At 70.0% G+C, this 24,299-nt stretch carries 21 protein-coding genes; 12 read left to right on the forward strand and 9 right to left on the reverse strand.

All coding sequences use genetic code 11. The features are described 5' to 3' along the window. Nucleotides 1–6: 6 nt before the first annotated feature. The 4 genes from dpgA to ACZ6MZ_RS02420 all read right to left on the reverse strand — a co-directional run bounded on the left by dpgA (nucleotide 7) and on the right by ACZ6MZ_RS02420 (nucleotide 4,731). Nucleotides 7–1,173: a 3,5-dihydroxyphenylacetyl-CoA synthase DpgA gene (gene dpgA, locus ACZ6MZ_RS02405; RefSeq protein WP_469349311.1), complete on the reverse strand. Its 1,167-nt coding sequence runs from the start codon at nucleotides 1,171–1,173 to the stop codon at nucleotides 7–9. Then, nucleotides 1,170–2,414 carry an aminotransferase class I/II-fold pyridoxal phosphate-dependent enzyme gene (locus ACZ6MZ_RS02410; RefSeq protein ID WP_384179271.1) on the reverse strand — a complete coding sequence of 415 codons (1,245 nt, stop codon included), beginning with the start codon at nucleotides 2,412–2,414 and terminating at the stop codon, nucleotides 1,170–1,172. The genes dpgA and ACZ6MZ_RS02410 overlap by 4 nt, the downstream gene beginning before the upstream one ends. 81 nt (nucleotides 2,415–2,495) lie before the next feature. Further along, nucleotides 2,496–3,794: a phenylacetate--CoA ligase family protein gene (locus ACZ6MZ_RS02415; RefSeq protein WP_384328455.1), complete on the reverse strand. Its 1,299-nt coding sequence runs from the start codon at nucleotides 3,792–3,794 to the stop codon at nucleotides 2,496–2,498. A gap of 112 nt (nucleotides 3,795–3,906) precedes the next feature. Continuing rightward, complete coding sequence (locus tag ACZ6MZ_RS02420) at nucleotides 3,907–4,731, reverse strand: enoyl-CoA hydratase/isomerase family protein (RefSeq protein WP_384328452.1); 825 nt, start codon at nucleotides 4,729–4,731, stop codon at nucleotides 3,907–3,909. A gap of 423 nt (nucleotides 4,732–5,154) precedes the next feature. Here ACZ6MZ_RS02420 and ACZ6MZ_RS02425 point away from each other — a divergent pair, with 423 nt between their 5' ends. Next, a complete protein-coding gene (locus tag ACZ6MZ_RS02425; protein ID WP_384328449.1) occupies nucleotides 5,155–6,000 on the forward strand; it encodes a helix-turn-helix transcriptional regulator in 846 nt (281 codons plus the stop codon). 56 nt (nucleotides 6,001–6,056) lie between these two features. Here the strand turns inward: ACZ6MZ_RS02425 and ACZ6MZ_RS02430 are convergent, their stop codons facing one another. Both ACZ6MZ_RS02430 and ACZ6MZ_RS02435 read right to left on the reverse strand, forming a co-directional pair. Further along, nucleotides 6,057–7,307, reverse strand: a complete 1,251-nt coding sequence (locus tag ACZ6MZ_RS02430; protein ID WP_469349314.1) for an MFS transporter — start codon at nucleotides 7,305–7,307, stop codon at nucleotides 6,057–6,059. A gap of 2 nt (nucleotides 7,308–7,309) precedes the next feature. Then, complete coding sequence (locus tag ACZ6MZ_RS02435; RefSeq protein ID WP_384179281.1) at nucleotides 7,310–8,287, reverse strand: ATP-grasp domain-containing protein; 978 nt, start codon at nucleotides 8,285–8,287, stop codon at nucleotides 7,310–7,312. 575 nt (nucleotides 8,288–8,862) lie between these two features. Between ACZ6MZ_RS02435 and ACZ6MZ_RS02440 the strand changes: the two genes are divergently transcribed. From ACZ6MZ_RS02440 to ACZ6MZ_RS02455, 4 genes are read left to right on the forward strand one after another with little or no spacing between them, the layout of a single operon-like run. Next, nucleotides 8,863–9,324, forward strand: a complete 462-nt coding sequence (locus ACZ6MZ_RS02440) for a helix-turn-helix domain-containing protein (protein WP_384328444.1) — start codon at nucleotides 8,863–8,865, stop codon at nucleotides 9,322–9,324. Nucleotides 9,325–9,377: 53 nt separating this feature from the next. Beyond that, the gene (locus ACZ6MZ_RS02445) at nucleotides 9,378–9,884 is read left to right on the forward strand and encodes a hypothetical protein (RefSeq protein WP_384328442.1); all 507 of its coding nucleotides are present in this window, start codon (nucleotides 9,378–9,380) and stop codon (nucleotides 9,882–9,884) included. Continuing rightward, nucleotides 9,877–11,124 (forward strand): MAB_1171c family putative transporter, encoded by a 1,248-nt coding sequence (locus ACZ6MZ_RS02450; protein ID WP_469349316.1) that lies wholly within the window; start codon nucleotides 9,877–9,879, stop codon nucleotides 11,122–11,124. The genes ACZ6MZ_RS02445 and ACZ6MZ_RS02450 overlap by 8 nt, the downstream gene beginning before the upstream one ends. Next, the gene (locus tag ACZ6MZ_RS02455; protein WP_469349318.1) at nucleotides 11,121–11,849 is read left to right on the forward strand and encodes an oxygenase MpaB family protein; all 729 of its coding nucleotides are present in this window, start codon (nucleotides 11,121–11,123) and stop codon (nucleotides 11,847–11,849) included. The genes ACZ6MZ_RS02450 and ACZ6MZ_RS02455 overlap by 4 nt, the downstream gene beginning before the upstream one ends. 110 nt (nucleotides 11,850–11,959) lie before the next feature. On the opposite strand, the gene ACZ6MZ_RS02460 is transcribed toward ACZ6MZ_RS02455, so the two are convergent. The 3 genes from ACZ6MZ_RS02460 to ACZ6MZ_RS02470 form a co-directional block, all read right to left on the reverse strand. After that, nucleotides 11,960–13,030 (reverse strand): type III polyketide synthase, encoded by a 1,071-nt coding sequence (locus ACZ6MZ_RS02460; RefSeq protein ID WP_469349319.1) that lies wholly within the window; start codon nucleotides 13,028–13,030, stop codon nucleotides 11,960–11,962. 401 nt (nucleotides 13,031–13,431) lie between these two features. Then, nucleotides 13,432–14,637: a cytochrome P450 gene (locus ACZ6MZ_RS02465; protein WP_389678946.1), complete on the reverse strand. Its 1,206-nt coding sequence runs from the start codon at nucleotides 14,635–14,637 to the stop codon at nucleotides 13,432–13,434. 173 nt (nucleotides 14,638–14,810) lie between these two features. After that, on the reverse strand, nucleotides 14,811–15,812 hold the full coding sequence (locus tag ACZ6MZ_RS02470) for a DUF1259 domain-containing protein (RefSeq protein WP_469349321.1): 1,002 nt from the start codon (nucleotides 15,810–15,812) through the stop codon (nucleotides 14,811–14,813). Nucleotides 15,813–16,023: 211 nt separating this feature from the next. Between ACZ6MZ_RS02470 and ACZ6MZ_RS02475 the strand changes: the two genes are divergently transcribed. The 7 genes from ACZ6MZ_RS02475 (at nucleotide 16,024) to ACZ6MZ_RS02505 (ending at nucleotide 24,199) form a co-directional block, all read left to right on the forward strand. Then, the gene (locus ACZ6MZ_RS02475) at nucleotides 16,024–16,764 is read left to right on the forward strand and encodes a response regulator transcription factor (RefSeq protein WP_469349323.1); all 741 of its coding nucleotides are present in this window, start codon (nucleotides 16,024–16,026) and stop codon (nucleotides 16,762–16,764) included. Continuing rightward, nucleotides 16,751–18,901, forward strand: a complete 2,151-nt coding sequence (locus tag ACZ6MZ_RS02480; protein ID WP_469349325.1) for a sensor histidine kinase — start codon at nucleotides 16,751–16,753, stop codon at nucleotides 18,899–18,901. The genes ACZ6MZ_RS02475 and ACZ6MZ_RS02480 overlap by 14 nt, the downstream gene beginning before the upstream one ends. A 123-nt stretch (nucleotides 18,902–19,024) precedes the next feature. Continuing rightward, complete coding sequence (locus ACZ6MZ_RS02485) at nucleotides 19,025–19,465, forward strand: hypothetical protein (protein ID WP_469349326.1); 441 nt, start codon at nucleotides 19,025–19,027, stop codon at nucleotides 19,463–19,465. Nucleotides 19,466–19,588: 123 nt separating this feature from the next. Next, nucleotides 19,589–20,236: a class F sortase gene (locus ACZ6MZ_RS02490; RefSeq protein WP_469349328.1), complete on the forward strand. Its 648-nt coding sequence runs from the start codon at nucleotides 19,589–19,591 to the stop codon at nucleotides 20,234–20,236. A gap of 10 nt (nucleotides 20,237–20,246) precedes the next feature. Further along, on the forward strand, nucleotides 20,247–20,975 hold the full coding sequence (locus ACZ6MZ_RS02495; RefSeq protein WP_469349329.1) for a tyrosine-protein phosphatase: 729 nt from the start codon (nucleotides 20,247–20,249) through the stop codon (nucleotides 20,973–20,975). Between the two features lie 214 nt (nucleotides 20,976–21,189). Continuing rightward, the gene (locus ACZ6MZ_RS02500) at nucleotides 21,190–21,567 is read left to right on the forward strand and encodes a DUF6193 family natural product biosynthesis protein (RefSeq protein WP_389782085.1); all 378 of its coding nucleotides are present in this window, start codon (nucleotides 21,190–21,192) and stop codon (nucleotides 21,565–21,567) included. A 217-nt stretch (nucleotides 21,568–21,784) separates the two neighbouring features. Then, nucleotides 21,785–24,199, forward strand: coding sequence for a PA14 domain-containing protein (locus ACZ6MZ_RS02505; RefSeq protein ID WP_469349330.1), 2,415 nt, complete (start codon nucleotides 21,785–21,787; stop codon nucleotides 24,197–24,199). The last annotated feature ends 100 nt before the right edge of the window (nucleotides 24,200–24,299 follow it).

Here is a 24,299-nt window from a genome sequence, read left to right on the forward strand (position 1 = left end):
CGGGGGTCACCACTGGACGAGCGCCGTCTCGATCGTGGAGCCCGGGCCCATCGTCATCAGCACGCCGTAGTCACCGCGACGCACCCGCCCTTCCTCCATCAGGCGCTCGTAGGAGAACAGGAAGGATCCGCTCGACAGGTTTCCGTAGTCGCGCAGTACCCCGGTGGTGTGGCGTACGGCGTGCGGGCTGAGCCCGAGGTTGACCTTGACCGAGTCGATGACCTTCTTGCCGCCCGAGTGCACCAGCCAGTGGTCGATGTCCGCGCGCCCCAGGCCGGTGCCGGCCAGCAGCCGGTCGACCACCTCCTCGGCGTGCGCGCCGACCACATAGGGGACGTCGCGGTCGAGGAAGAAGCTGAACTTGCCCTGGTCGTCGTCCCAGTCGTAGCGCATGGCCGCCACCGCCTCGGGGATGATGCGGCTGGCGAACTTCAGCAGGGTGCCCGCGGGCGCCGCGTCCTCGTCCTGCGCCGGCCCGGACGGGTCCGTGACCATCGCGACCGCCGCGGCGCCGTCACCGAACAGGCTGTTCACGACCGAGGTGCGCATCGTGCCGTCGAAGACGTACGCGGCGGAGCAGACCTCCGCGCAGACCATGACCGCTGCTTGTCCGGGGTTGGCCGCCGACCAGGCGGCCACGGCGTTGAGCCCGTTGAGCCCGGCGTTGCAGCCCATCCCCACGACATCGAGCCGACTGGCCGAGACCGGCAGCCCCAACTCCCTGATCAGATGGGCGGAGAAGCCGGGGGTGAGCAGTCCCGTGGTGGTGACGCAGCACAGATAGCCGACGTCGGCGAGGGCGAGCCCGGCGCGTTTGAGCGCCGTCTCCAGCGCTTCGGCGCCGGTCCTGATGCCCTGCTCCTTGTGCTTGGCGAGCAGTTCGCCCTGGGTCTCGGTCTTCCGTGTGCCGTCGCCGAGTTCCGGCGGCAGCGTCAGATAGCGGCGCTCGATGGCGCTGTTGAGGAAGACGGACCGGATACGGGGGTCCTCGATCCGGAAGAGCTCCAGCATCTCCCGCTGTGTGTACGAGTTGGCCGGGGTGGCCGTGCCGAAGCCGACGACGGCGGGCCGGGGGCCGGCGTTCGCCGTGCTGAGCCGGCGGCCGTACGGCGTCCTCGGCTCCGCACCGGTCCGCTCGTGCGGCCGCGCCGCACGCGTGGCGCCCGTGGTCACGCTCCCACCCCCAGCTCGTTGGTGGCCAGTTCGATCTGCTCGGCGGTGTGGGCGGCCGAGACGGCCATCCGGATCAGGCCGCTGCCCTTCGCCACGGTCGGGAAGAACGCCGGGGTGACGATGACGCCCGCCTTGCGCAGCCGCCCGGCGGCCAGCAGCGCGTCGTCCTCGCGGTCGAAGAGCGCTCCGCGAATGGGGGAGCGGGTGCCCGCGTTGAACAGGGCGCCGCCCGTGCGGGAGTCGAAGAGTTCGGTGTTGCGCCACAGGTCCTGCTGGAGCCGCGCGACCGTGCCGTCCACATGCAGTTCGGCCGAGACCCGGCAGGCGCTGACGACGGGCAGGGCGATGGGGCCGCCGAAGATCAGCGGGTTGCCGAACTTGCGCAGCTGTACGGTGTCTTCCTCGCTGTTCAGCACGACGAAGCCGCCGTTGCTCCCGCCGAAGGCCTTCGCGAGAGAGCCGACGATGATCACCGAGTCGGGCAGTCCGCCCGGCAGGTCGCGGAACTCCTCGTACGCGAAGCCCGCGCCCTGCGCTCCGGTGATCGACACCCCGTGCGCGTCGTCCACGTACAGATATCCGTCGGCCGCCGCGCACAGTTCGTACAGCGCGCGTACGTCGATCAGACCGCCCATGGATCCCACACCGTCGACGAGGACGACCGGCGTGCGCCCGGCGCCGTGGATCACGGCCAGCTTGGCCGCCAGGTCGTCCGGGTTCTCGCAGTCGAACCGGTCCACGGTGCCGATCTGTTCCAGCACGCCGCGCAGCACCTGGAGGGAGGCGTGCGCGGTACGTTCGACGAGGAACGCGACTCCGTTCGCGGCGACCGGGTAGCTGGGCAGCACCCCGCTGCCCAGCAGCGGGAGCACGCCGAGGTGGACGCTGCCGACGGCGGTGAAGCACGTGGCGTGCCGGCCGCCGTAGATGGTGCCGAGCAGGCTTTCGAGCGCCTCCAGATCCTCGTAGCGCATCCGGGTGCGGGACGAGGAGAACTGCACGCCGACCCGGCGGAGGGTGGCGACGGCGGCCTCCACCAGAGCCGGGTGGGTGTCCAGTCCGAGGTAGGAGCAGGAGATGAACTCGACCGCGCGTCCGCCGTCGGCGAGGATCACTTCCTTTCCCTCGCGCGCGGCGAAGACATGGCTGGTCAGGTCGGTGGCGATGGCCCGGGTCAGCGCGTCCGACGTCTTGTCGACGCGTGCGGCCACCCAATTGCTGCGTTCGGTCGTACGAGGCATCGGAGTATCTCCAGGCATGTTTCTGGGGATGTTTCGGGAAGCGTGCGGTTCGGGGAGCGTGCGGCGGCCGGCGCGGGCCGGTCAGCCCGCGGTCCGCTCGACGAAGAACGGTGTCTTGCCTCGTACGGTGTGGTGGAACGCCGAGCTGTCGACCCGCTCCAGCGTCAGACCGCGGTAGGACGGGGCGGTGAAGACCCTTCCCATGTGGTAGGCGCCGTACAGGGCGGCTACGGCGTCCTCGGCGGTGACCCCCGACGGCGTGCGTTCGGAGAGCAGCAGCCGGATCGAGAAGCCGGGATCGTGCAGCGTCACCTGGAACTGGCAGTCGGCCGGGTCGGTGATGCCCAGGGTCGCGAGCTGTTCCATCACGAGGTCACGGGAGATGGTGGTGCTGTCCACGTTCATGGACTGGCCGACGCGCCCGGTGAGGGTCAACTGCCGCGCGGCGCTGCCGCACAGACAGGGCTCGGTCTCGATGAACCCTTCGTCACCGACCTGGTAGCGCAGCAACGGCATCCCGGAGTCGGTGAGCATCGTGACGACGACCTCGCCGACGCGCCCGTCCGGCTGGATCCGCTCGGCGTCCGTGTCGATGACCTCGACGACGAGTACGTCCTCGTGCAGATGGTGGGTCGAGCCGCTCTGGTAGGCGCACTGGTAGCCGATGGGGCCGGTCTCGCTGGTGGAGTAGGAGAAGGAGCGCACCGTGAGATCGGGCCGGGCGTCGGCGAGCTGGCGCTCCCTGCTCTCGCCCATGATCTCCCCGATGTACAGGAAGTTGGTGACGCAGCGCAGCAGTTCGCGGGTGGCGTCGCCGGTCAGCAGCTGAGTGCCCGCGGAGGGGGAGCAGATGACGGTGTCCACCTGGTGATCGCGCAGCACCTCGGGCGTCTCCGGGGAGGCGAGGGCGCTGCTGCCCATGGGGAACGCCATGGCGGGCAGCAGCTGGGCGACTTCCTGCGCGAAGCCGAACGCGCCGTTCAGCTCGGCGGGGTAGAGGAAGTTGGCGATGCGCCGGGGACGCGGCCTGAGCGCGCTGCGGACGCCGCGGGCACCGAGGTAGGAGACCCGCCAGCTGAACTCCCAGGAGTGGTAGATCATCTTGCGGAGCCCGGACGTGCCGCTGGAGCGCAGGACGAGGCCCGAGCTGCCGTCGCCGAGCACCAGGTTCTCCGTGGTGGGCGGGCACGTCTGCTGAAGGTCGGCGGGCGAGAACAGGGGCAGCTTCAGCAGATCGCGGGCCACCCGGAGATCGAGCGCTCCCGGCCAGCTGGCGGCCACGTCCGGATGGTCGCGCAGCGCGCTCACGGTCAGGGCGAGATTCCGTTGCTGGATTTCTTCCAGCTGGGCCCGCGATAACGTGTCGAGATTCTCGGCCAATATGATTCTGGATGGCTCGCCGGAAGCCCCGTCGCGATATCTCAGTGATGGATTGGTTTCTCGCAGCACAATTCCCCCGCAATGATGAGTGTGTCCGGAAAAAGATCGCCGTTCAGTATCGGCTGTCGACTGTCGAGCGATATGCGGGCCAGTCCGGTGTGCGTTTTTCGTTGAACGCCGCGACGCCTTCTGCCCAGTCGTCCGAGAGGGCGGCCGTATGCCATGCGGCGTCCTCCACTTCGAGGCCCGCGGCGAGGTCCTTGCCGTGCCCCAGCCGCAGGGAGCGCTTCGCCGCCCGCAGCGCCACGGGCGAATTGGCGGCGTAGCCGCGGGCGATGTCGAGCGCCATGGCACGTGCCTCACCGGCGGGCGCGAGGAAGTCCACCAGCCCCAGGTCGCGTGCTTCGGCGGCCGGCACCCGGCGCCCGCTGAAGATCAGATGCGCCGCGGCGGCCGCGCCCACCCTCCGTGGCAGCAGCTGGGTGCCGCCACCGCCGGGGATGACCCCGACGGTGGTCTCCGGCAGTCCTATGGTCGCGCCGGGATCCGCCACGATGACATCGCAGGAGAGCGCGATCTCGTAGCCGCCGCCCAGCGCGTAGCCCCGCACCGCGGCGATGGCCGGCATCGGCAGGGCCAGCACACCCGCGTAGGCCGCCCGGCTGACGGGACGTGCGGCCTTCCGGTCGGCCTCGGTGAAACCGTTGCGCTCCTTGAGGTCGGCGCCCACACAGAAGGCGCGTTCGCTGCTGGAGGTGATCACGGTGACGCCGACGGAAGAGTCGTCCGCGAGGTCCGCGGTGGCGGCGGCCAGCGAGGCTCCGAGCTCGGCGGACACCGCGTTCATCCGGCCCGGACGGTCCAGTACCAGCTCCGCCACTCGGCCACTGTCGAGCCGGTGAACGACGATGTACTCTCCGTAGCGGATCCCGGACATCAGCCCCAGCCCAGATCGTCGGAGTGGACGCCCCACCCGAAAATTCCAACTCCCGCTGAATGGTTGGTCGCGCGCTGCACGATTACTTTCCCCCCTGAGTTCATCAGTGCCTACGCATCGTAAATGTGCCATGCGGTACGGGGTACCTCCAGAGAGGCAACGTGTCGCATCCCCGCCTGGCGTGAATGCGATGGGCTGAAAGTCCACCCAATCGCCCAAATGGATATGATTCGGATTCTTTGGATGTGAGGTAGCGAGATGATGGAGCCCCTGCCCCCGGCCGAGCGTTCCCTGTTTCCTGTTGATGAAATGATCACCCAGGCGTACGAATACATATGCGCTTCGGGGAATGCATCCCTGGAGGGACTCGCCACCGCATTAGGCGTGGGAAAAGGCGAGGCGACACGGCTGGCCGATCGCCTGATGGAGTTACATCTGCTGGTCCCGGCCGAGGACGGGACCTACGCCCCGGGCTCACCGCGGATCGCCGGGGCCTGGCTCATCGCCCCGGCCGTACGGCAGTTGGAGGACCGGCAGCAGCGGATCATGCACTTGATGACGGAGCTGGACACGCTCACGAGGATCTACGAGCAGAGCCCGGCCGAGCGGCGGAGCCGCCCCCAGATCGAGGTGCTGCCGGAGGTCGCGTCCGTACGGAAGGTGCTCACCGAGCTCTCGGCCGGAGCGCGACAGGAAATCCTCACCTCACAGCCGGGCGGCGCACGGCCGGCCGATGTGCTGGACGAGGCGCTCGAGCGGACGGAATCGGTGCTGCGGCGCGGCATCTCGATGCGCACGATCTATCAGCACACCGCTCAGTTCAGTAAGGCCACGGTCGACTACGTGAAACACGTGACACCGCTCGGGGTCGACGTCCGCATGCTGGGCGACGCCCTGATGCGGATGATCATCTTTGACCGTGAGATCGCGGTCCTGCCGCTGCGCGGCGACCGGGAAGGAGCCGTGGTCGTCGGTGAACTGAGCATCGTGGATTTCGTCGTCGATACCTTCGAACGGGCCTGGCCGGCGGCCCGCCCGTTTCCCGTCTCCTACGACCGGGGGCAGGTGAAGGGAACGTCCGTCGAAATCCAGCTCTCCATCTCGCGGTTGCTGGTCGAGGGTCTGGAGGACAAGGTGATCGCCCGCCGGATGGGCATGTCGCTGCGGACCTGCCAGCGCCATATCTCGGAGATCATGTCGCGGATCGGCGCCCGCAATCGCATCCACGCCGGATATCTGCTCGGCAGAGTGATCGGCGATCTGCGCTGATTCCCGGCCCGGGGCCGTACGGTCCCGTGCCCCGCGCCGCGATGCGCCCCGCGATGTCAGGACCCCTGCCCTTCCCGCGCACCAGCCGTGGCCTTGGCGGCCGGGGTGATGGACCGGGTGAGGGCGATGCCGCCGACGAGCAGCACCACTCCGGCCAGCAGGCCCACCGCCATGCCGGACTGCGCGGGCGACGGGAGCCAGGACAGTGAGCTGCCGACCGCGAGTCCCGCCACCATGTTGCCGGTGATCTCACCGACCGCGGTGACCACACTGACCAGGGCGAAGACATCGGTCAGCTGCCCTTGGGGGACCGTGTCGGCCGCCTCCACCTGGATCTTGGGGAAGGCCAGGGACTCCGAGATCGCGAACAGCGTCAGACCCGCGAGGACCAGCATCAGGCTGCTGGTGAACGACAGCACCAGCCCCGTGCCGCCGGCCACGGCCACCGTCAGATACAGGGCGCTCCGCCCGAGCCGGGCGAAGAAGGGCAGCAGCGCCAGCTGGATGGCGATGATGGCCAGGGGCTGGTAGCTCAGGAACAGGGTGCGGTGCTCGGCCAGTCCGGGATTGACCACCTCGTACAGGAGCACCATCGTGTAGAGGAAGCCCATCGCGAAGTAGATCGCGAAGGTGTAGCCCAGGACGACCGTCGCGGCAGGGTTCCTGAGGACCGCGAGCCGCCGCCGGAACCCTCCCGTACCACGGGGCGGGAGGGCGAAGCTGAGCCCGCGGGCGAGCAGTCCGACGGTGAGTCCGACGCCCACTTCGACGGCGGCCAGCGCCAGCAGCGCGGGAGCCCCGGCCCGGCCGACCGGACCGGCCGCGAGCGGAGCCAGCACATAGGCGGCGTTCAGCAGGATGAAGAAGACCTGGAACACCTGGCTGCGCCGGCTCTCGTGCGCCGCGCTCATCAGGAGCGACCGGACCGCCGGGCGGGAGAAGCCCACCCCGAGACCGGCCAGCACCGCGAAGAGATAGAGGGCCGGGGCCGTGGTGCTGACCGCGACGGTGACGAAGCCGGCCGCCTTCAGCGACGACGCGATCGTCAGGATCCAGCCGGGATGGACCCGGCTGAACGTGATCGGCGTGAGCACCGCGCCCACCAGCGCCGAGCCGACATGGATGGACAGCGCGAAGGAGAAGACGGCCGGATCGATCCGCCCGCCGTGCAGCACCGCCACCGGAAGCAGCGTCAGTACGATCGCCAGACCGAGGTTCGACAGCAGGGTGAAACCCAGCCCCGCGCCGACGGCGGGCGGATGCGAGGTCGCCTCCGACGCATCCGCCTCGGCCGTGGTCTTCGTCATGCTCAGTGTCCTTCGTCGGTGACAGCGCCCGCCTCGGCCTCGGACAACTGCCGGTCGACCCAGGGGAAGAAGGCGTCGGCCAGATGAGACCTGGCGGGTTCGGGCAGGCTGGAGAACTCGGCCATGGCGGTGCCCCACTCGCCGAGGACCGGGCCGTCGTCCGTCAGCAGCCAGTCGACACAGAGATACCCGGCCTGCAGATCCGCCACGATCCGCTCGACCTCGCCCAGGACGGACGCGACATCGGGGTTGGAACTCGCGCTGCCGCCCTGGGAGATGTTGGAGAGGTACGAACCCTCCGCCGGCCTGCGCAACATGCTGGCGGCGAACTTCCCGTCGACCATCGCCACCCGCAGATCACCCTTATTGGGCAGATACTCCTGCACGATGTAGCTCTGGCCCGTCTGCGAAACGATGTCGACGGCGGCACGCAGCTGCTCGTAACTGTCCAGCTTGAGCACGCCGAACCCGATGCCCATCTCGCGCGCCTTGAGGATGTACGGGCCCTCGCCGATCTCCTTGCGGATGACGTCCAGGCCCTTGCGCGCGTACCGGCCGAACGGCAGAGCCACGGTCCGCGGTGTCCGTACCCCGAGCGTCGCCGCCCGCGCCAGAATGGCCAGCTTGTCCCGCTCCAGGCATTCGGGCCCGACGAGCGACCGGTTGAGCAGGACGGAGTCACTGGCGTCGATCGCGCGGTAGATCCCCCGCAGGAAGTGGGTGGCCTGCGGGTCACCGCTGACGTCGTCGACGATGTACGCCTGCCGGGTCTCCAGCAGATCCACACCCCCGTGCCACAGCTGCGGACGATCCGCGCAGGCGGGCACCAGTTCGTTGGCGGCGATGAACCGGAAGCTGAAGCCGTGCCGGGCGCACGGTTCCGCCCAGCGCTCGGTCATCTGTGCGGAGATCTTGTCCACGTACTCCGGCAGAAAGTCGTCCGGGTGGCATATCCAGGTCACCAGGCGCTCGGTCGGCACGTCGCATACTCCTACAAGAGACCTCATCGGATTGCTCCGGCGGCACGCCCTGTCAGGGGTGCGGCGCCGAGAGCCCCTCACTCTCGCAGGAATCCCCGGGCACGTTGCCGGTTTCGAGGGCTCGGGTCCTCGCCTTGCGCCGATACGACAGGGGTGTCCGAGGTACGACAAGGGGTGTGCGAGGTACGACAGGGGCGTCCGAGGTACGACAGAGGTGTCCGGGCCGGACGGGCCGTACGGGCGGGCCGGGACGGGCGGGCCGACGCGAGGTGGCGGCCTCGCGGGGCGGCGGACACGCCCTGGCGCCGGGCACTGTTGCCCACCCCCGTGGGGCAGCGGCGCCCAGCGCCCGCGGAGCCGGCCGGCACTGCGGAACGGCAGCCGGGTGCATCCGCCAGCGTGGTCGATCCTGTACGCGAGTTGGGCGTAAGTCAACTAAAGTTGATTGCTTGCCGGATGGGCGGCGGCGATTCACAACTCGTTGCGTGTTATGGCTCGTTTGCTCGCAACGATCGTGTAGATCGGTGCGGTGGCGAGATCCCCGCCGAAGGCCGAAGAGTTCTATGATCCGGCCCATGGCCCCCGATTCTCCACACTCAGAAGCGTCGGCTCTTCGACCTGGCGACGGTGGGGAGCCGACCGATTCCCTGGACTTCGCGGCCCGCTTCCGGCGTGTGATCTCGGTGATCTACCCGAAGGACCTGGGGCGCCCCTGGCGCGACTCGGAGATCGCCGAAGGAACCGGTCTGAGCGGCACCTATATCGGGAACCTCCGCAAGGGCAGCCAGAAACCCAGCCTGGAGAACGCGGTGAAGATCGCCAAGTTCTTCGGCATTCCGCTGGATTACTTCAGCGACTCCGCCACCGCCCAGGCCGTCGAGCGGGACCTGCGGAAGATCGAAGCGCTACGGGACGCCCGGGTGGAGCGCATCGCGATGCGGGCGGCGGGCCTGCCCCCCGAGATGCAGGACGCGGCCCTCACCGTGGTGGAACAACTACGAAAGGCAGTCGGACTGCCCGACCGCCCCGAGACGTGACCGACAACCGGCCCACGCCGCTGGGGTACTGGCGGCCGGCTGATGGGGATGACGTGCGAGATCTTGGACGTACCCGCCGCCGGATGCGGGCCATGGTCAGAGAGCTGGATCTGCCACGGATGAGCACCGTGGAGGAGCTGTGCGCGGCGGTCGCCGACCGGGCCGGGCGTCCCGTCCGGCTGGTGCCGCGCCGGATGCGGCTGGGTGAGCCGTCCGGATTCGTCGAACGCCGCGCGGACGCCGACCTGATCTACTTCGAGCAGGAGACCTCCGGCCTGCACCAGGCCCACATCATCTGCCACGAACTCGCGCACCTGCTGTGCGGGCACCTGGCCGAGGCCCCGGCCGTGGACGAGGCGACGGATCAGGTGGAACTGCCCACCCTCGACGCCGACATGATCCGACTGGTCCTCGGCCGCTCCCACTACGACGGCGCGGCGGAGACGGAAGCGGAGATCCTGGGGGCCGAGCTGACGCGCACGCTCGTGCTGGCGCCCGGGGCCGGCACCACGTCCCAACTGGCGCCCGCGCTGGAACACCGTAAAGGACAGCATGTCTGACCTGCCTGACACGCCGTTCGACGTGGTCTACCTCGGCATCGGGACGGCGGCCTGGGTCGTGGCCGGTCTGAAGATCCGGGCATGGCGCCGCGACCCGTCCCCCGGCCTGCTCGTCGTCGCCCTGACGATCGCGGCGCCCGCGACCGCGTTCGTGATCGCCGCCCCGGTGCTGTACCGGGGGATCGACCGGATCGCGAATCGCGGCAACCTGGCGACCCTGCTGGTCTACCTGGGCATCACGGGGTTCTCCGCCGCCGCCGTGGTGCTGGCGCGCATGTGGGCCCCGCCGAAGGAGGGCCCCGACCCGCAGATGTGGGACGCGGCCACCGCGGACACCTGGCGCCAAGTGCGGCGGCGCCTCGCGGTGTTCGCCGTCCTGGTGCCGGCGATGATCGTCCTCTTCTTCACCGGGGGAGCCGACAGCCCGGAGACACCCCTCACGTTCGACACTACCTTCGCGACGATCCCGCAGATCGCGATATTCCTGGTCCTCTACCAGGCGCTGTTCGGCTTCGCGCTGATCGACATCAGCCGGGTGTGCGGCGGCCACGCTTCCCGGCTGCCGCCCGGCTGGCTGCGCAGGGGCATCCGGCTGATCGCCCTCGGCGGGCTCGTCGCCTGCGGTTACGTCGTGTGCAAGCTCATCGCGATCGGAGCGGCCTTCGCCGAGGTCACCGGTACGGAGTGGCTGAGCACCGCGGTCGGCCCCGGGTTCGCCGCCCTCGGAGCCGTACTCATCACCGCCGGGTTCGCCGGACCGGCCGTCGCGGCATGGACGCGCCGGCGCCGCGACTACCAGGCCCTGCGCCCGCTGTGGGACCTGGTGTACCGGGCGGACCGGCGGCTGGCCCTGGAAGCGCCCCCGTCGCTCTGGACCGAGCGGCTGGCGTTCCGGGACCTGGAGTGGCGCACCGCCCGGCGGGGCCTGGAGATCCGCGACGGCCAGCTGACGCTGCGTCCGTGGGCCGACCCCGCGGTGGTCACCGCCGCCACGCGGGTCGCCGAGCGGGCCGGGCTTGACGACCGGGACCGGGCGGCCCTGATCGTGGCCGCCGCGCTGCGCTTCGCCGTCGAGGCACTGGACACCGGGATCCCGGCGCGCTCGCGCGAGGACCAGGCGCCGCTGCCCGGTCTGGACGCGGAACCGGCCGAGGAACGGGCCCATCTGGTGCGGGTCGCCCGCTACTTGTACGCGCCCCTGACCGGCGAGGCGCTGGCCGTCGCCACCGCGACCGGATGACCACCGGGACGTACGGCGCGCACCGCGCCTACGCGCGGCTCGTCCTGGAGACGATGCCGGAGGAGTCCCGGGTCGGGCTCACCCTGGGCTTCGTCAGGACCTTCGGCATTCCCGGCATCGCCCACGTGCTGCACGGCACCGGCCGGATGACCACCGAGCCGCGCGGCCGGGCCAAGGCGACCGGGGCGGCCATGTTCACGCTGATCGGACTGGGGCTGGACAGCGCGGAAGGACGGAAGACCGTCGAGGGGCTGCGCCGGGTCCACGACCGGCCAGGCATCACACCTGAGCTGATGCACTACGTCCTGGCCTGCTTCACCGTGTGCCCGCTGCGGTTCATCGACGGGCACGGGTACCGGGCGGTCACGGGCACGGAGCGGGAGGCGGCGTACACCTTTCACCTGGGCCTCTCGGACGCCCTGGGTCTGCCCGACCCGCCGGGCGGGGGGCACCTGGCCGGGGTGGAGAGCTGGATGCACGGCTACGAGAGCCGTCACTTCGCCCCCAGCGACGCGGGTCGCGCACTCTGGAAGGCCGCCAGCCAGGGCCTGTTGGCGGCCAGGCTGCCCGCTCCTCTGGCCCCGCTGGCTCCGGCCGTGGCCGCGTCGCTGCTGGACCGGCCGCTGAGCGCGGCCCTGCGCGTACGCCGCCCACCCGCGCCGGTTCGCGCTCTGGTGACGTACGCCCTACGGGCCCGTTCCCGCTCACGACAGGCAGCTTCCTGACGGGCTGCTTGCCACGGGCCGCTGTCTGACGGGTGCGGCCCCCGGTCCGCGGGCTCCGTCCGGAGCTTGCGGGCCGGGGGCCGTTGGCCGGGGGCCGGGTTGGCGCCGGATCAGGCGGCGGCCTCCGCCGCGGGCTCCGTGGTCCAGGTGCCCAGGGCGATCTCGGCGGTGATGCCGGGCCCGAAGCCGGCCATCATGCCGCGGTGGCCGTCGAGGGCCGACGCCTCGTCGAACATCCGGGCCAGGGCGTCCAGGACCACCGCGCTGGCGATGTTGCCGTACTCGGTGAGCGTGGCCCGGCTGAAGCGGAACGCTTCCGGCGGCACGTCGAGGAAGTAGCTGAGGTCGTCCAGGATGCGCGGACCGCCCGCGTGGATGATGTAGAAGTCCAGCTTGCCGGCGTTCCATTGGTGCTGTTCCGCCATCGCGCTCAGGGCCGGCGCGAGGGGCTCCATGGTCCCGGGTACGCGCTTGTCGAGCTGGAAGTGGAAGCCGGTGGACCGGACCGCGTAGGAGATCCAGTCCTCGGTGTCCGGGATGACGTACGAGCCGTTGCGCTCCAGGCGCATCCCGGTCCCACCGCTGCCCCGTATGACGGCGGCGGCGATCCCGTCGCCGAACAGGCCGTTCGACAGCAGGGATCCCACGCCGAGATCGGTGGGCTGATAGCACAGCGAGCAGAACTCGCAGGCGACGACCAGCACGTTGGCGTCGGGGTACGACCTGCAGAAGTCATGGGCCCGGTTGACGGCCGCGCCGCCCGCCGCGCAGCCGAGTTGGGCGATCGGCATCTGCCGTGTCTGCGGCCGGAAGCCCATCTTGCCTATGAGCCACGCGGTCGGCGGAGGCATCATGAAGCCGGTGCAGGAGACGTAGATGATCAAGTCGATCTGCTCCGGCTCGAGTTCGGCGTGGTCGAGTGCCCGGCGCACCACAGCCGGCACGCGGTCCTTCGTCTGCGCCTCGTAGATGGCGCTGCGGGCATCGAACCCCGGATGCCGCAGCACCTCTTCGATCGGCTGGATCAGATGTCGTTTCAGCACCCCGGTGTTCTCGATCAGACGGAGGACCAGGTTGAGCTGCGGGTGGTCGCCGTGCAGGCGTCGGGCCAGTTCGAGTGTTTCGTCATTGGTGATGACGTACTCGGGTACCGCGATGGCCGGCTTGCAGAGAACCGCCATGGAATTCCTCCTAGCGGACGGTGGTCCACACGGCCAAGCCCTGACCAGATTGCGGGGGCTTTTACCGGCCGGCGGTAGCCACTGGGGCGCTGAACGGCGCTGTACGGCGCTGTACGGGGGAGGGAGGTGGTGGTGAGCGCGTCCGTCCAGTTCGATTCGCCTGGAATGTTCTTTCGCCTGGAATGTTCAACGGATGGGCCGCGATGTTCATCGGATGGGCCGCCCGTTGAAAGGCTGAGTTCTGAAACCGTGTGGGCAGTATGGATTCCCGCCATACCTTGGTCAGCCCTCGGAATTACGCTACGGCAGACGGCTGAAAGCCGCATGTCGGAGAACGCGCCATCAGGATGTTTCCACCCGATCGCGACGCTCTCCGCTGCGCGCGGCGGTCCGGCCGCCCGTCACCAGGTGACGGGCAGGGCCAGCGGATAGCGCCAGATCGATGTCTTGTTCCACCGCACCTCTTCGGCCGGCTTCGCCAGCTTCAGGTCGGGGAAGCGCCGCAGGAGGGTTCCGAGCGCGACCTGCAGCTCCGTGGCGGCGAGCGGGGCGCCGAGACAGTGGTGGCCGCCCCAGCCGAAGGTCATGTGCGACGGACCGGTGCGTTCGAGATCCAGCTCGTCGGGGCGGTCGAACTTCCGGCCGTCCCGGTTGGCCGTCAGGTAGGAGACGTGTACGACCTCTCCCGCCCGGATCGTCACCCCGCTCAGTTCGACGTCCTCGGTGGCGACGCGGGGGATGCCGACGCCCTTACGGAAGGGGATGAAGCGCAACAGCTCCTCGATGGCCTGCGGGAGCATCTCCGGGCGGGCGCGCAGCATGGCGAGCTCCTGGGGCCGGGTGAGCAGGGCGTAGGCGATGTTCCCGATCTGGTACGTGGTGGTGTCCTGGCCGGTGATGAGCAGGACCATGGCCATCACGGTCAGTTCCTGATCGTTGAGGAGCTCGTCCCCGTCGCGGGCGGTGGCCAGCGAGCTGATCAGGTCGTCGCCCGGGTTCAGGCGACGGTGCGCCGTCAGCGTCGCGAAGTAGGCGCGGAGATCGGCCTTGGCCCGTACGGCGTCGTCCCGGTTGTCGATGCCGGTGTCCATCATGGTCCGCGCGTGGGCGCGCAGCTGCGAACGGTCGGCCTCGGGGATGTCGAGGACCTCGCAGATGGTGGTCAGGGGCAGCGGCGCGGCCAGGTGCTCGAAGAGGTCGGCGGGGGAGCCGTACTCCGCCATCTTGTCCAGCAGCTCGTCCACGACGTGCTGGGTACGGACCCGCATGCGTTCCATGTGGCGCGGTGTGAAGCCTTTGGAGACCAGGCTGCGCAGGCGGCTGCTGGTCGGCGGGTCCATCACGTTGATCGCCTCGTCCTGAACGATGGGTTCAGGGGTCATGCGCGGGAAGTTCCGGCCGATGATGGCGCTGCGGCTGAACCGCCGGTCCGTGGTCACCGTACGCACGTCGTCGTAGCCGGTGACGAGCCATGCTTCCCCGTCGCCGTGCGGCAGCCGGATACGGGCGACGGGTTCGTCGGTCTGCAGCTGCTTGAGCACCGGGTCGAATTCGAGGGCCTCGGCATAGTCGAACGGACAATCACGCGGAATGGATACTGGTTCCATACGGAGCTCCGATAGGGGATCTGAAGGGCGATTCGGTAACTTTCTGGCTGGACGGGGCATGGGTACCCGATCGCCTGTGGAGGCACGCGGTGCTCCGGGGCAATTGGTCCATATGTAGTGAGCCGCCCCCGTGACGCCGTACCTTGCGGGCCGCCGCTCTTTCAGCGCCTCTTTCAGCTGGGCGGGGCGACGTTGGTGGCGTCCACGGCGGGGCGCAGGGCGCGGGCGAGCTCGACTCCGTCGCCCACGGCCCAGAAGTGCGTGAAGAAGAGGCGCGGGTCGTCCGTCAGGTGGTGGTTGTGCACCTCGACGAGCTTGATCCCGCCGCGCCGCAGGGCTCCCAGCACGGGCTGGACCTCCTTGGCGAGCATGGCGCAGTCGCCGCTGAGCGCGGCCCGGCCGCCGCCCAGCGGCTGGAAGTTGAACGCGCTGGTCGACCCCAGGCCGGGAGGCAGTACCAGATGGCCGTCGAGGATGGTCTCGCGGCGGACGAAGAGGCACTTGTAGAGCCCGTCCTCGCTGGAACCCTTGACGCCCAGCGCGGCTTCCATTCCGGCGATGTCCAGGTCGATGGGGCGGTCCGGCCCCGGCGGCGCCGCCGGCGGAGTCTTGGTGCGGTCGAATCCCGCGCGCAGGCCACGGGCCAGGGCCACCGCGTCGTGGCCGTGCCCGTGGACATGGGTCCACCAGATCTCGGGGCGCTGGGCGAGCAGATGCTTGTGGAGCGCGGTCTGCGCGATGCCGTTCGCCTGCCAGGCGTCGGTCACCTGCTGCAGTTCGTCCTCGGTCACCACGACATCGCCCATCACCATCGTGCTGCCGTCGGCGTAGCGGACGAAGGCCACGTGCGTACCGAGCGCGAGCCCCGGGGTGACGGTGATTCCGTCGGAGACCACATGAAGATCCCGGCGCGGGAAGCCGGTGTGATAGGTCGTTCCCCGCAGCATGTTGCCGCCGCGGCCGAGCGCCTTCGCCACCTCCGCCCAGTCCGCTTCGCTGGTGCGTACCGGTTTGACCGGCGTGTGGCTCTGCGGCTCGGGCGCCCCGGTGGGCAGCGCGCGGGCGCCGGCCAGCCCTGCCCCGGCCAGCACCGGGGCCATCGCGGCTGCCACCAGCACGCGCCGCCGCGACGTGGCCGCCGGTGTATCCGTGTCCTGCTGTCGGTCTCCGGTCATCACCTGATCGCCTCCATGGCGAGATGTAACCATGAGAAATCATATGAAGAAGGAAATAGCATCATCAAATATGCCTGAATGGGCTAAGCATGTGTGTTTCGGTCTTCCCTCGAACGGTGCCCCGAGCGTGCACGCGTCGCGACGCCGAACTCCGCTCGTGGAAAGGTCGGTTACCACCGCCCCCGATTTCGCGCTCGCTACGATCGTCGGCGTGTGCGCAAACATCATGGTCGCCGAAGACGACGCGAAACAGGCTGAGCTGGTGCGCCGCTATCTGGAGCACGAGGGGCACGCGGTCACGGTCGTCGAGGACGGCCGTACGGCTCTTGAGGAGGTCCGGCACAGCGAACCCGACCTGCTCGTGCTCGATGTGATGATGCCCCGGGCCGACGGACTCGACGTGGTGCGGATCCTGCGCGCCGAGTCCCGGGAGCTGCCGGTGCTGATGCTGACTGCCCGCAGTACCGAGGACGATCTGCTGCTCGGCCTGGATCTCGGCGCCGACGACTATATGACCAAGCCGTTCAGCCCTCGTGAGCTGGTGGCCCGCGTCCGTACGCTGCTGCGCCGCAACCGGCGTTCCGCCGGCCCCACCCCCGGCCCCGCGTCCGCCGCCGACGACGAGGTGCTGTCGGTGGGCACGCTCAGGGTCGATCCGGCCCGGCACGAGGTGTCGGTCGGGGGGACGCCGGTCGAGTGCACACCCGGTGAGTTCCGTATCCTCGCCGCGATGGCGACGGAGCCGGACAGGGTCTTCACCAGGCAGCGGCTCCTGGAGGAGCTGCACGGCTTCGACAAGTACATCAGCGACCGCACCGTCGATGTGCACATCATGCATCTGCGCAAGAAGATAGAGCCCGCCCCACGGCGGCCGGCCCGGCTGCTCACCGTTTTCGGTGTCGGCTACAAGCTGACGGATCCCGCGAAGAAAGCGCGCCGTGCGTCGCTCTGACCAGCGGGCGCGGCTGCCGCTCCGCAAGAGCCTGCTCGGCCGGCTGCTGACCGTATCGGTGCTGGTGGCCTCGTGCTCGGTCGCCGCCACCGCCTGGCTCGCCGTGCAGACGACCTCCGGCGCGATCCGCCAGGAGCAGGGGCAGAACCTCAGCTCCGATGCCAAGATCTACAACACCCTGCAGGGGTACGCGGCCACCCACCCCGGTTGGGAGGGCGTCGAGGACACCGTGCGGGAACTGGCCCGGCAGTCCCAGCGCCGGATCGCGCTGACCACCCAGGACCGGCGGCCGATCTACGATTCCTCCGCCGGCACCTCCGCCGCCGCCCCGCTGCCACCGCAGGCCTCGGCGGTCGTCGACCCGCTGTCCGTCGACACCGTACTGGTGCCCGATGCCGCCCTGGCCGGCGCGGACCGTGTCGATCCGCGCGCCGTAGGACCGTTCCTGCTGCCCGGGAAGGAACGTGTGCAGCTGCGGCAGGCCACCGCCAGAAGCGTGGAGTGCCTCAACAGGGTGGGCATCGCCGCCGATGTCGTCCAGAGCCCGAGCGGACGGCCCCGTATCCAGTTCGTGAGCAACGACACCGACCGCTCCATGGAACGCACGTGCCTTCCGGACGAGTCGGGCGCGCCGACCGCGACCGAGAAGAAGGCCCTGCGCGCACTCAATCAACTGGCCGACGCCTGCCTGAAACGCCAGGGACGTACGGGCGTGAAACTGAACCTGGACCTGTCCTGGGACCGTGGGTACGGGCAGGAGGCCGCGGACATGGGCCAACCGGCCGCGCGCCCCGCGTCCGAGGCGGCCGTCAGGAAGGCGAAGGCGGCCGGGCAGCAGGCGATCGAGCAGCAGGTGGCCGACCAGCAGGTGGCCGAGCAGCGGGCGGCCGAACCGCAGGTGGCCGAGGAAAGAGCGGCTCGGGCGAGAGCGTACGAGGAGAAAGCGGCCGCGGCCGGCCGCCCGCCCGAAGCGCGCGGCAGCGGGTACGACCGGGCCATCGCCTCCTGCGTCGGCAGCGCCCGCCGCGAACAGCTCACGGACTATGTCGCCGCGCCCGCCCTGCTGTTCATCGACGACCCCGGCGCCGTCAGCGTGCCAGGGTTCGATCTCTCACCGGCGAACACCGCACGCATCGTCGGGGTGACGGCCCTCGTCCTCGCCCTCACCGTCGGCGCCTCGGTGATCGCCGGAGCCCGGCTCGTACGCCCGTTGCACGCGCTCACCGGCGCCGCGCAGCGGATGCGGGACGGCTTGGACTCGGCGCCCGTGCCGGTCGGCTCGGACAACGAGATCGGACGGCTGGCGGCGACCTTCAACGACATGGCCACACACCGCGCCCGGCTGGAGGAGCAGCGGAAGGTGATGGTCAGCGATGTCGCCCACGAGCTGCGTACGCCGCTGAGCAATATCCGTGGCTGGCTGGAGGCGGCACAGGACGGTCTCGCCGATCCGGATCCGGCGTTCGTCTCCTCGCTCCTGGAGGAGGCGGTACAGCTTCAGCACATCATCGACGATCTGCAGGACCTGGGGGCGGCCGACGTGGGCGCATTGCGCCTGCACCTGGAGCCGGTACGTGTGGACGACCTGCTCGGCCAGGTCGCCGCGGCACACCAGGGCCTTGCCGAGACCGCGGGCGTCACGCTGGCGGTCTCCGGGCCGGCGCCCGGCGCCCCTTGCCCAGGTCACGGAGAGGGCCCGGCGCCGCTCGACGCCGACCCGGTCCGGCTGCGCCAGGCCGTCAGCAACCTGGTCTCCAACGCGGTACGCCACACACCCCCCGGTGGCAGGGTGACGCTGCGCTCGTACGTCACCGATGCCGGGGACGAGGTCGCCGTGGAGGTGTCCGACACCGGCAGCGGTATCCCGGCGGACGACGTCCCCCACGTCTTCGACCGCTTCTGGCGGGCGGAGAAGTCCCGCAGCCGGAGCACCGGCGGCAGCGGCCTCGGGCTGGCGATCGTCCTCAAGCTCGCCGAGGCCCACGGGGGGACGGCGAGCGTGGTGAGTACGGAGGGGCAGGGCTCGGTCTTCACCTTGTGGCTGCCGGCCGCGCCGGGCGGCGGCGCGGAACGGGAGGCGGGCGGTGGCGCCGAGCGGGAGGCGGGCGGTGGCGAAGAGACCACTGCTCGGCCCTGATGCGATGACCATGACGTCCTGACAGGTTCTTCATAAGAGGTCTCCAGTCTTGAGTCCTGCCCGGAACCTGGTGCGAATCGGCATCCAGGTACCACCAAGGCCGGGCCGGAACTGGAGCCATACATGTCCCGCCACCACCGCCTGCGTTTCGCCGTCCTGACCGCTGTCGCGGCCGGCGCGCTGCTCGCCCCGGCCGCCGCGGCCGTCGCCGCCGACCGGACCCCGGCGCCGTCCGTAACGGCGACGGAACGGCCGGCCGCGGCCGACAAGGCCGCCGCCCAGAGGAAGGCCGAGGCCGCGAAGGCCGCGGCTGCCAAGAGGGCCGGGGTCTCGAAGGACTCCACGCCCGAGGAGATCAGGAAGGCCGAGGCCGAGAAGGCCGCGGCTGCCCAGAGGGCCGCAGCCGCGAGCGCGGCCCCGCGGGGCGGTGTCGCCGCGGGCGAAGCCCCGGCCGGAAACACCGGCATCACCACCCTCGCGGGGTCGGTCACCGGCGCTCTGCTGCTCGCGGGCGCCGGCACCTTCGTACTGCGCCGCCGCTCCGCCGAGCGACGCGACGGCTGACCCGGCGCCCACACGCACCACACGCACCACATGCACCGCATCTGACCCCCAGCACCACGGTGGCGCCGCCCTTCGCCGGGCGGCGCCACCGCGTCTTCACCCGGTCCTGCTCTGGAGCCCGTTGTGTCCCCTGCGCACCCTCCGCATCCGGTACGGCGCTTCGGCACCCCGCCGGCCCTTGCCCGCCTCGCCCTCGTGGTCCCCGCGGTCCTCACCCTGCTCACCGGCTGCTCGCCCGCCCCCGACACGGCCGCCCCGGCCTCCCGTGCCGCGACCGGCACCGCAGCGCCTGCGCCCGGTGCTCCGGCGGCCAAGGGGTCCGCGGCTCCCACCCAGGTCGCCATTCCCTCGATCGGGGTGACCAGTTCCCTGATGGAGCTCGGTCTCAACGCGGACAGAACCGTCGAGGTCCCGCCGGCCGAGAAGGGCATGACCGCCGGCTGGTACACCGGCGGTGCCGTGCCCGGCGAAGCCGGCGCCGCCGTCCTCATCGGCCACAACAGCACCCGCTTCGGCAAGGCCGTCTTCCACGACCTCAAGAAGATCGCCAAGGGCGCGGACATCACCGTCACCAACGGCCTGGGAAAGTCGGCGCACTTCACGGTCACGAGCACCGAGAGCGTCAGCAAGGACTCCTTCCCCACCGAGAAGGTCTACGGCCCGACCGAGGACCGCGCCCTGCGGCTGATCACCTGCGACGGCGACTTCGACGCCCAGGGCCACCCGGTGAACAACCTCATCGTCTACGCGACGCTGGAGGCGACATCGTAGGGTGAGCCGCGTGAAGAGACACATCGCGTTCGAGGCTCTGCACAACTTCCGTGATCTGGGCGGCTATCAGGCCGCCGACGGCCGCACGGTGCGCTGGGGCCGGCTGTTTCGCTCCGACTCGCTGGGCAAGCTGCGGGGCGAGGACCGGGACCGCTTCGTCGCCCTGGGCATCCGCACCGTGATCGACCTCCGGTATCCCTTCGAGGTCGAACGCAGCGGACGCGTCCCGCACCACCAGGGGCTGGCGTACCACAACCTGAGCATCGAGCACCGGCCGTACGACCAGGCGGGCCTGGCCCCGGACGTCGAGCCCGCGCGCTTCCTGGCCGACAAGTACACCGAGGTCGCCCACGACGGCGCCAAGGAGATCCGGCAGGCGCTGGAGATCATCGCCGAGGACACCGGTCCGCTGGTGTTCCACTGCCACTCCGGCAAGGACCGCACCGGCCTGCTGGCCATGCTGGTCCTCGCCCTGGCCGGAGTGCACGAGGACGACATCGTCGCCGACTTCGCCCTGACCGAGCTGGCCACCGAACGCCTGGTCGCCGACTGGCACGCCAGTTACCCCGACCTCACCCTCAGCTGGCCCGCCTACGGCCGCGCCCCCGCCGAGATCATGCGGCTCTTCATGGCCGACCTGATCACGCGGTACGGATCGGTGCACGGCTACGCCGCCGAGCAGCTCGGTGTCGACGACGACCTGTTGGCGGCACTCCGCGGACAGCTCCTGCATCCCTGATCCCCGTACCGCGGCGGCCGGAGGCGGCACCTGAGCTCACTTGCTCCCGCGAATGAGCCCCGCCTGATCCGACCGACCGGGTCGCTCTCCGACCCCTGCCGGCACCCGCCCGTCGTGGGAGGAGATCAACCGGTACTTGAACAAAGAGAAAATCGGAGTCCCAAGCCGGATGTCCCAGAATTCATCCCCGCCCAAGCCGAAGTGATGCCACCACATGACGAATGATGAGACTTCCCGGGACGCTGCGGAGATCGTGGCGGAGAGCTGGCAGGCCGTCCTGGAGATGGATCCTGACCTGATCGACCCCGTCGTGCCTCGCATCGCGTACGCGCATCCCCGGTTGCGGGAGCTCTACCCCATCGTCAGCCATGGGACCTTGTACTTCAGCCGGTGTATCCAGTTCCCGTGGAGCCAAGACGTCGGCACGATGTTCACCCAGACCGAAGGCGGTTACCTCGTACGCCGCGCGTCCGACAAAACGGCGCTCGGCGTGACGGAGACGATGCAGGAAGCGATGGACCTGATCGCGGCGAACCTCCCCGAGGGCAGCGGCCCCGCCATCGACGGTACGTCCCACGACCTGACGCCGTAGGACGCGGCCACGAGCGTTCCAGCGCCGCCGCACATCCGTTCCGGCGCCCGGCCCGGTGGCAGCGCCGGGCCGGGCACCCCACTTCCCGTGGCGGCACCGGGCCGGGCGTCTCGCCTCCTGTGGCCCACGGCTCACATCCGTACCCCGTACAACCAATGCCCCACCTCGCCGGTCTTTCAGGAACCCCCCGTGACGGGCTTGAAAGGTCCTCCACCCTGTGATCACTCGTAACCGGCTGAGACCCGCCGTGTCCGCCGCCGTCGTCGCCGCGACCGCGGGCGGCCTGCTCACCGCCACCGCGACGGCATCCGCCGCCGTCACCTGCGCCTCCCCGGTGTACAAGCGCCAGTTCTTCGCGAACACCACGCTGTCCGGCACCCCGAAGAAGACCGACTGCGACTCGGCCATCGACCAGAGCTGGGGCGCCGGCGCCCCCACCTCCGGACTGCCGTCCAACAACTTCTCGGTCCGCTGGTCCGTGACCCGCGACTTCGGCTCCGGCGGACCCTTCACCCTCGCGGCCGAAACCCAGGACGGCATACGCGTCTACCTCGACGGCACACGCAAGATCGACCTCTGGAAAAACGTCTCCTCCACCCAGAAGAAGAGTCTGAACCTCACCATCCCGTCCGGCACACACACCCTCCGCGTCGACTACGTCAACTGGACCGGCTCCGCCAACGTCACGTTCGCGTACGCCCCGCGCACCTCCGCCACCGTCGACACGGTCAAGCCGCTCGCCCCGACAGGTCCCTCGGTGGCGTACGACGCGACGACCGGCAAGGCCACCGTCAAGTGGGCGAAGAACAAGGAGATGGACCTCGCCGGCTACCGCGTCCACCGGCGCCTCAAGGGAACTTCCTTCGGCAGTAAGCCCCTTGCGACGACCACCTCGACGTCGTACACGGACTCCGCCCTCCCGAAGACGGGCGCGACGTACTACTACGAGGTCCGCGCCTACGACAAGGCCGGCCGCGAGTCCTCAGGCACCGCCGACCAGCTCGTCACCACGGTGGACAAGACCCCGCCCGCCGCCCCGTTCGTCGAGATGGACAGCTGCCCGGACAGCGAGAAGGTGGCGGGCCCGGAACTCGTCACGACCGCCGAGAACGGGGCCGACATCGCCCTCTACCAGGCGCAGCGTCTGAACCCTGCCACCGGCGACTGGATCACCGTGCACTCGGGCCCGAAGGGCGCGTTCTGCGACACCGGAAGAGCCACCGACGGCACGAAGGCCACCTACCGGGGTCGGGCGCGGGACGCGGCCGGCAACTGGTCCGCGTACTCCGCCGCCGCGACGTTCACCCTCTCCGACCGGATCCCACCGCCGGCCCCCGCCGACGTTCGCGTCGACTACCGGTCCGGTGTCCCGCATCTGCTGTGGACGCCCGACGCGGACGCGGCCTCGTACCAGGTGCTCCAGTACGACCCCGCCACCGGCGCCTACCTGAAGGGCTTCGGCGACAACGACACCACCGCGAAGACCGACGTGGTGCCGCTTCAACAGCTGGCCCTCGCGGACGAGTACCGGTACGCGGTACGCGCGGTGGATGCCAAGGGCAACGCCTCCGCCCCCGCCGAGGTCACCCTGCCCATGACGGAGCGGCCCGAAGCCACCTCGCCGTACCTGCTCACCGCGCAGGCGAGGAGCGACGGTGTGTCGCTGTCCTGGCGCAGCGCCGACCCCTGGGCCTTCGACGACGACAACATCCCCACCTATCAGATCGTCCGTACGGACCCCGCGACGGGGGAGAGCGCGACCGTGGAGCAGTGCTCGCCGTACGACTCCGACGGTCCGCGGGTGCCGCCCACGAGCTACCCGCCCGGTGTCCTGGACGCCGCCGACCCCGCCCATGCCGGCCGTACCCAGGTCATCTACTCGTACTGTCTGGAGAGTTCCGGCGCCTCCGAGACCACGTACGAGTACCGAATCGTCGCGGTCGACCGGTACGGGCACCGCTCCCGGCCGAGCGAGCCCGTCACCGCCACCACCCGCGACACCCAGCGTCCTGCCCCGGTCCTCGGCCTGACGGCCGAGACCGTGCCGCTCGGCGTCCGTCTCACGTGGACGCCGCCGGCCGACGACGACGTCATGGGCTACTACGTGTGGCAGAGCACGACCGACCCGGACACCGGCCGGACGGTATGGCAGAAGAACTGCTGGACCGGGAGTTCCCTGGCCGAGACGGAGATTCTCTGCCCGACGCTGCCGGACGGCGGTGACCACGTCTACCGGGTGGCCGCCACGGACGCCCAGTACTCCGACGAGGATCCCGACTTCTTCCAGACCGCCGAGATCACCGTCAACCTGCCCGACACCCGGCCGCCCGGCTGGAGCGGAACCACGGTCTCCGAGGGCCAGTACCCGTCGGTGTACCTCGGCTGCTCCGCGAGCTCGGGCCTGGACTGCTCCCGGCTGACCGGCTACCGGGTGGAGCGCTGGGATCCCACCACAAGTTCCTACACCACCCTGACCACGGGCGAGTTCGGCAGCGCCACCCGCTACCTGGACACGACGGTGTACGAGGACCGGCGGGGGCTGTACTACTACCGCGTGGTGTTCGTGGACTCCTCGGGGACCGAACTGGATGGACCAACAGCGGCGTTCGGAATCTGGGACTCCTGGCTCTGAGCCACCGGCCCGCACGCGAACACGCAAAGGGGCCTGAGAGGCCATCGACCTCTCAGGCCCCTTTGCGCATGGACCGGCATCCCGCTCGGCCGCGTCGCGG

This window comes from Streptomyces sp. NPDC042201, from assembly GCF_055582185.1.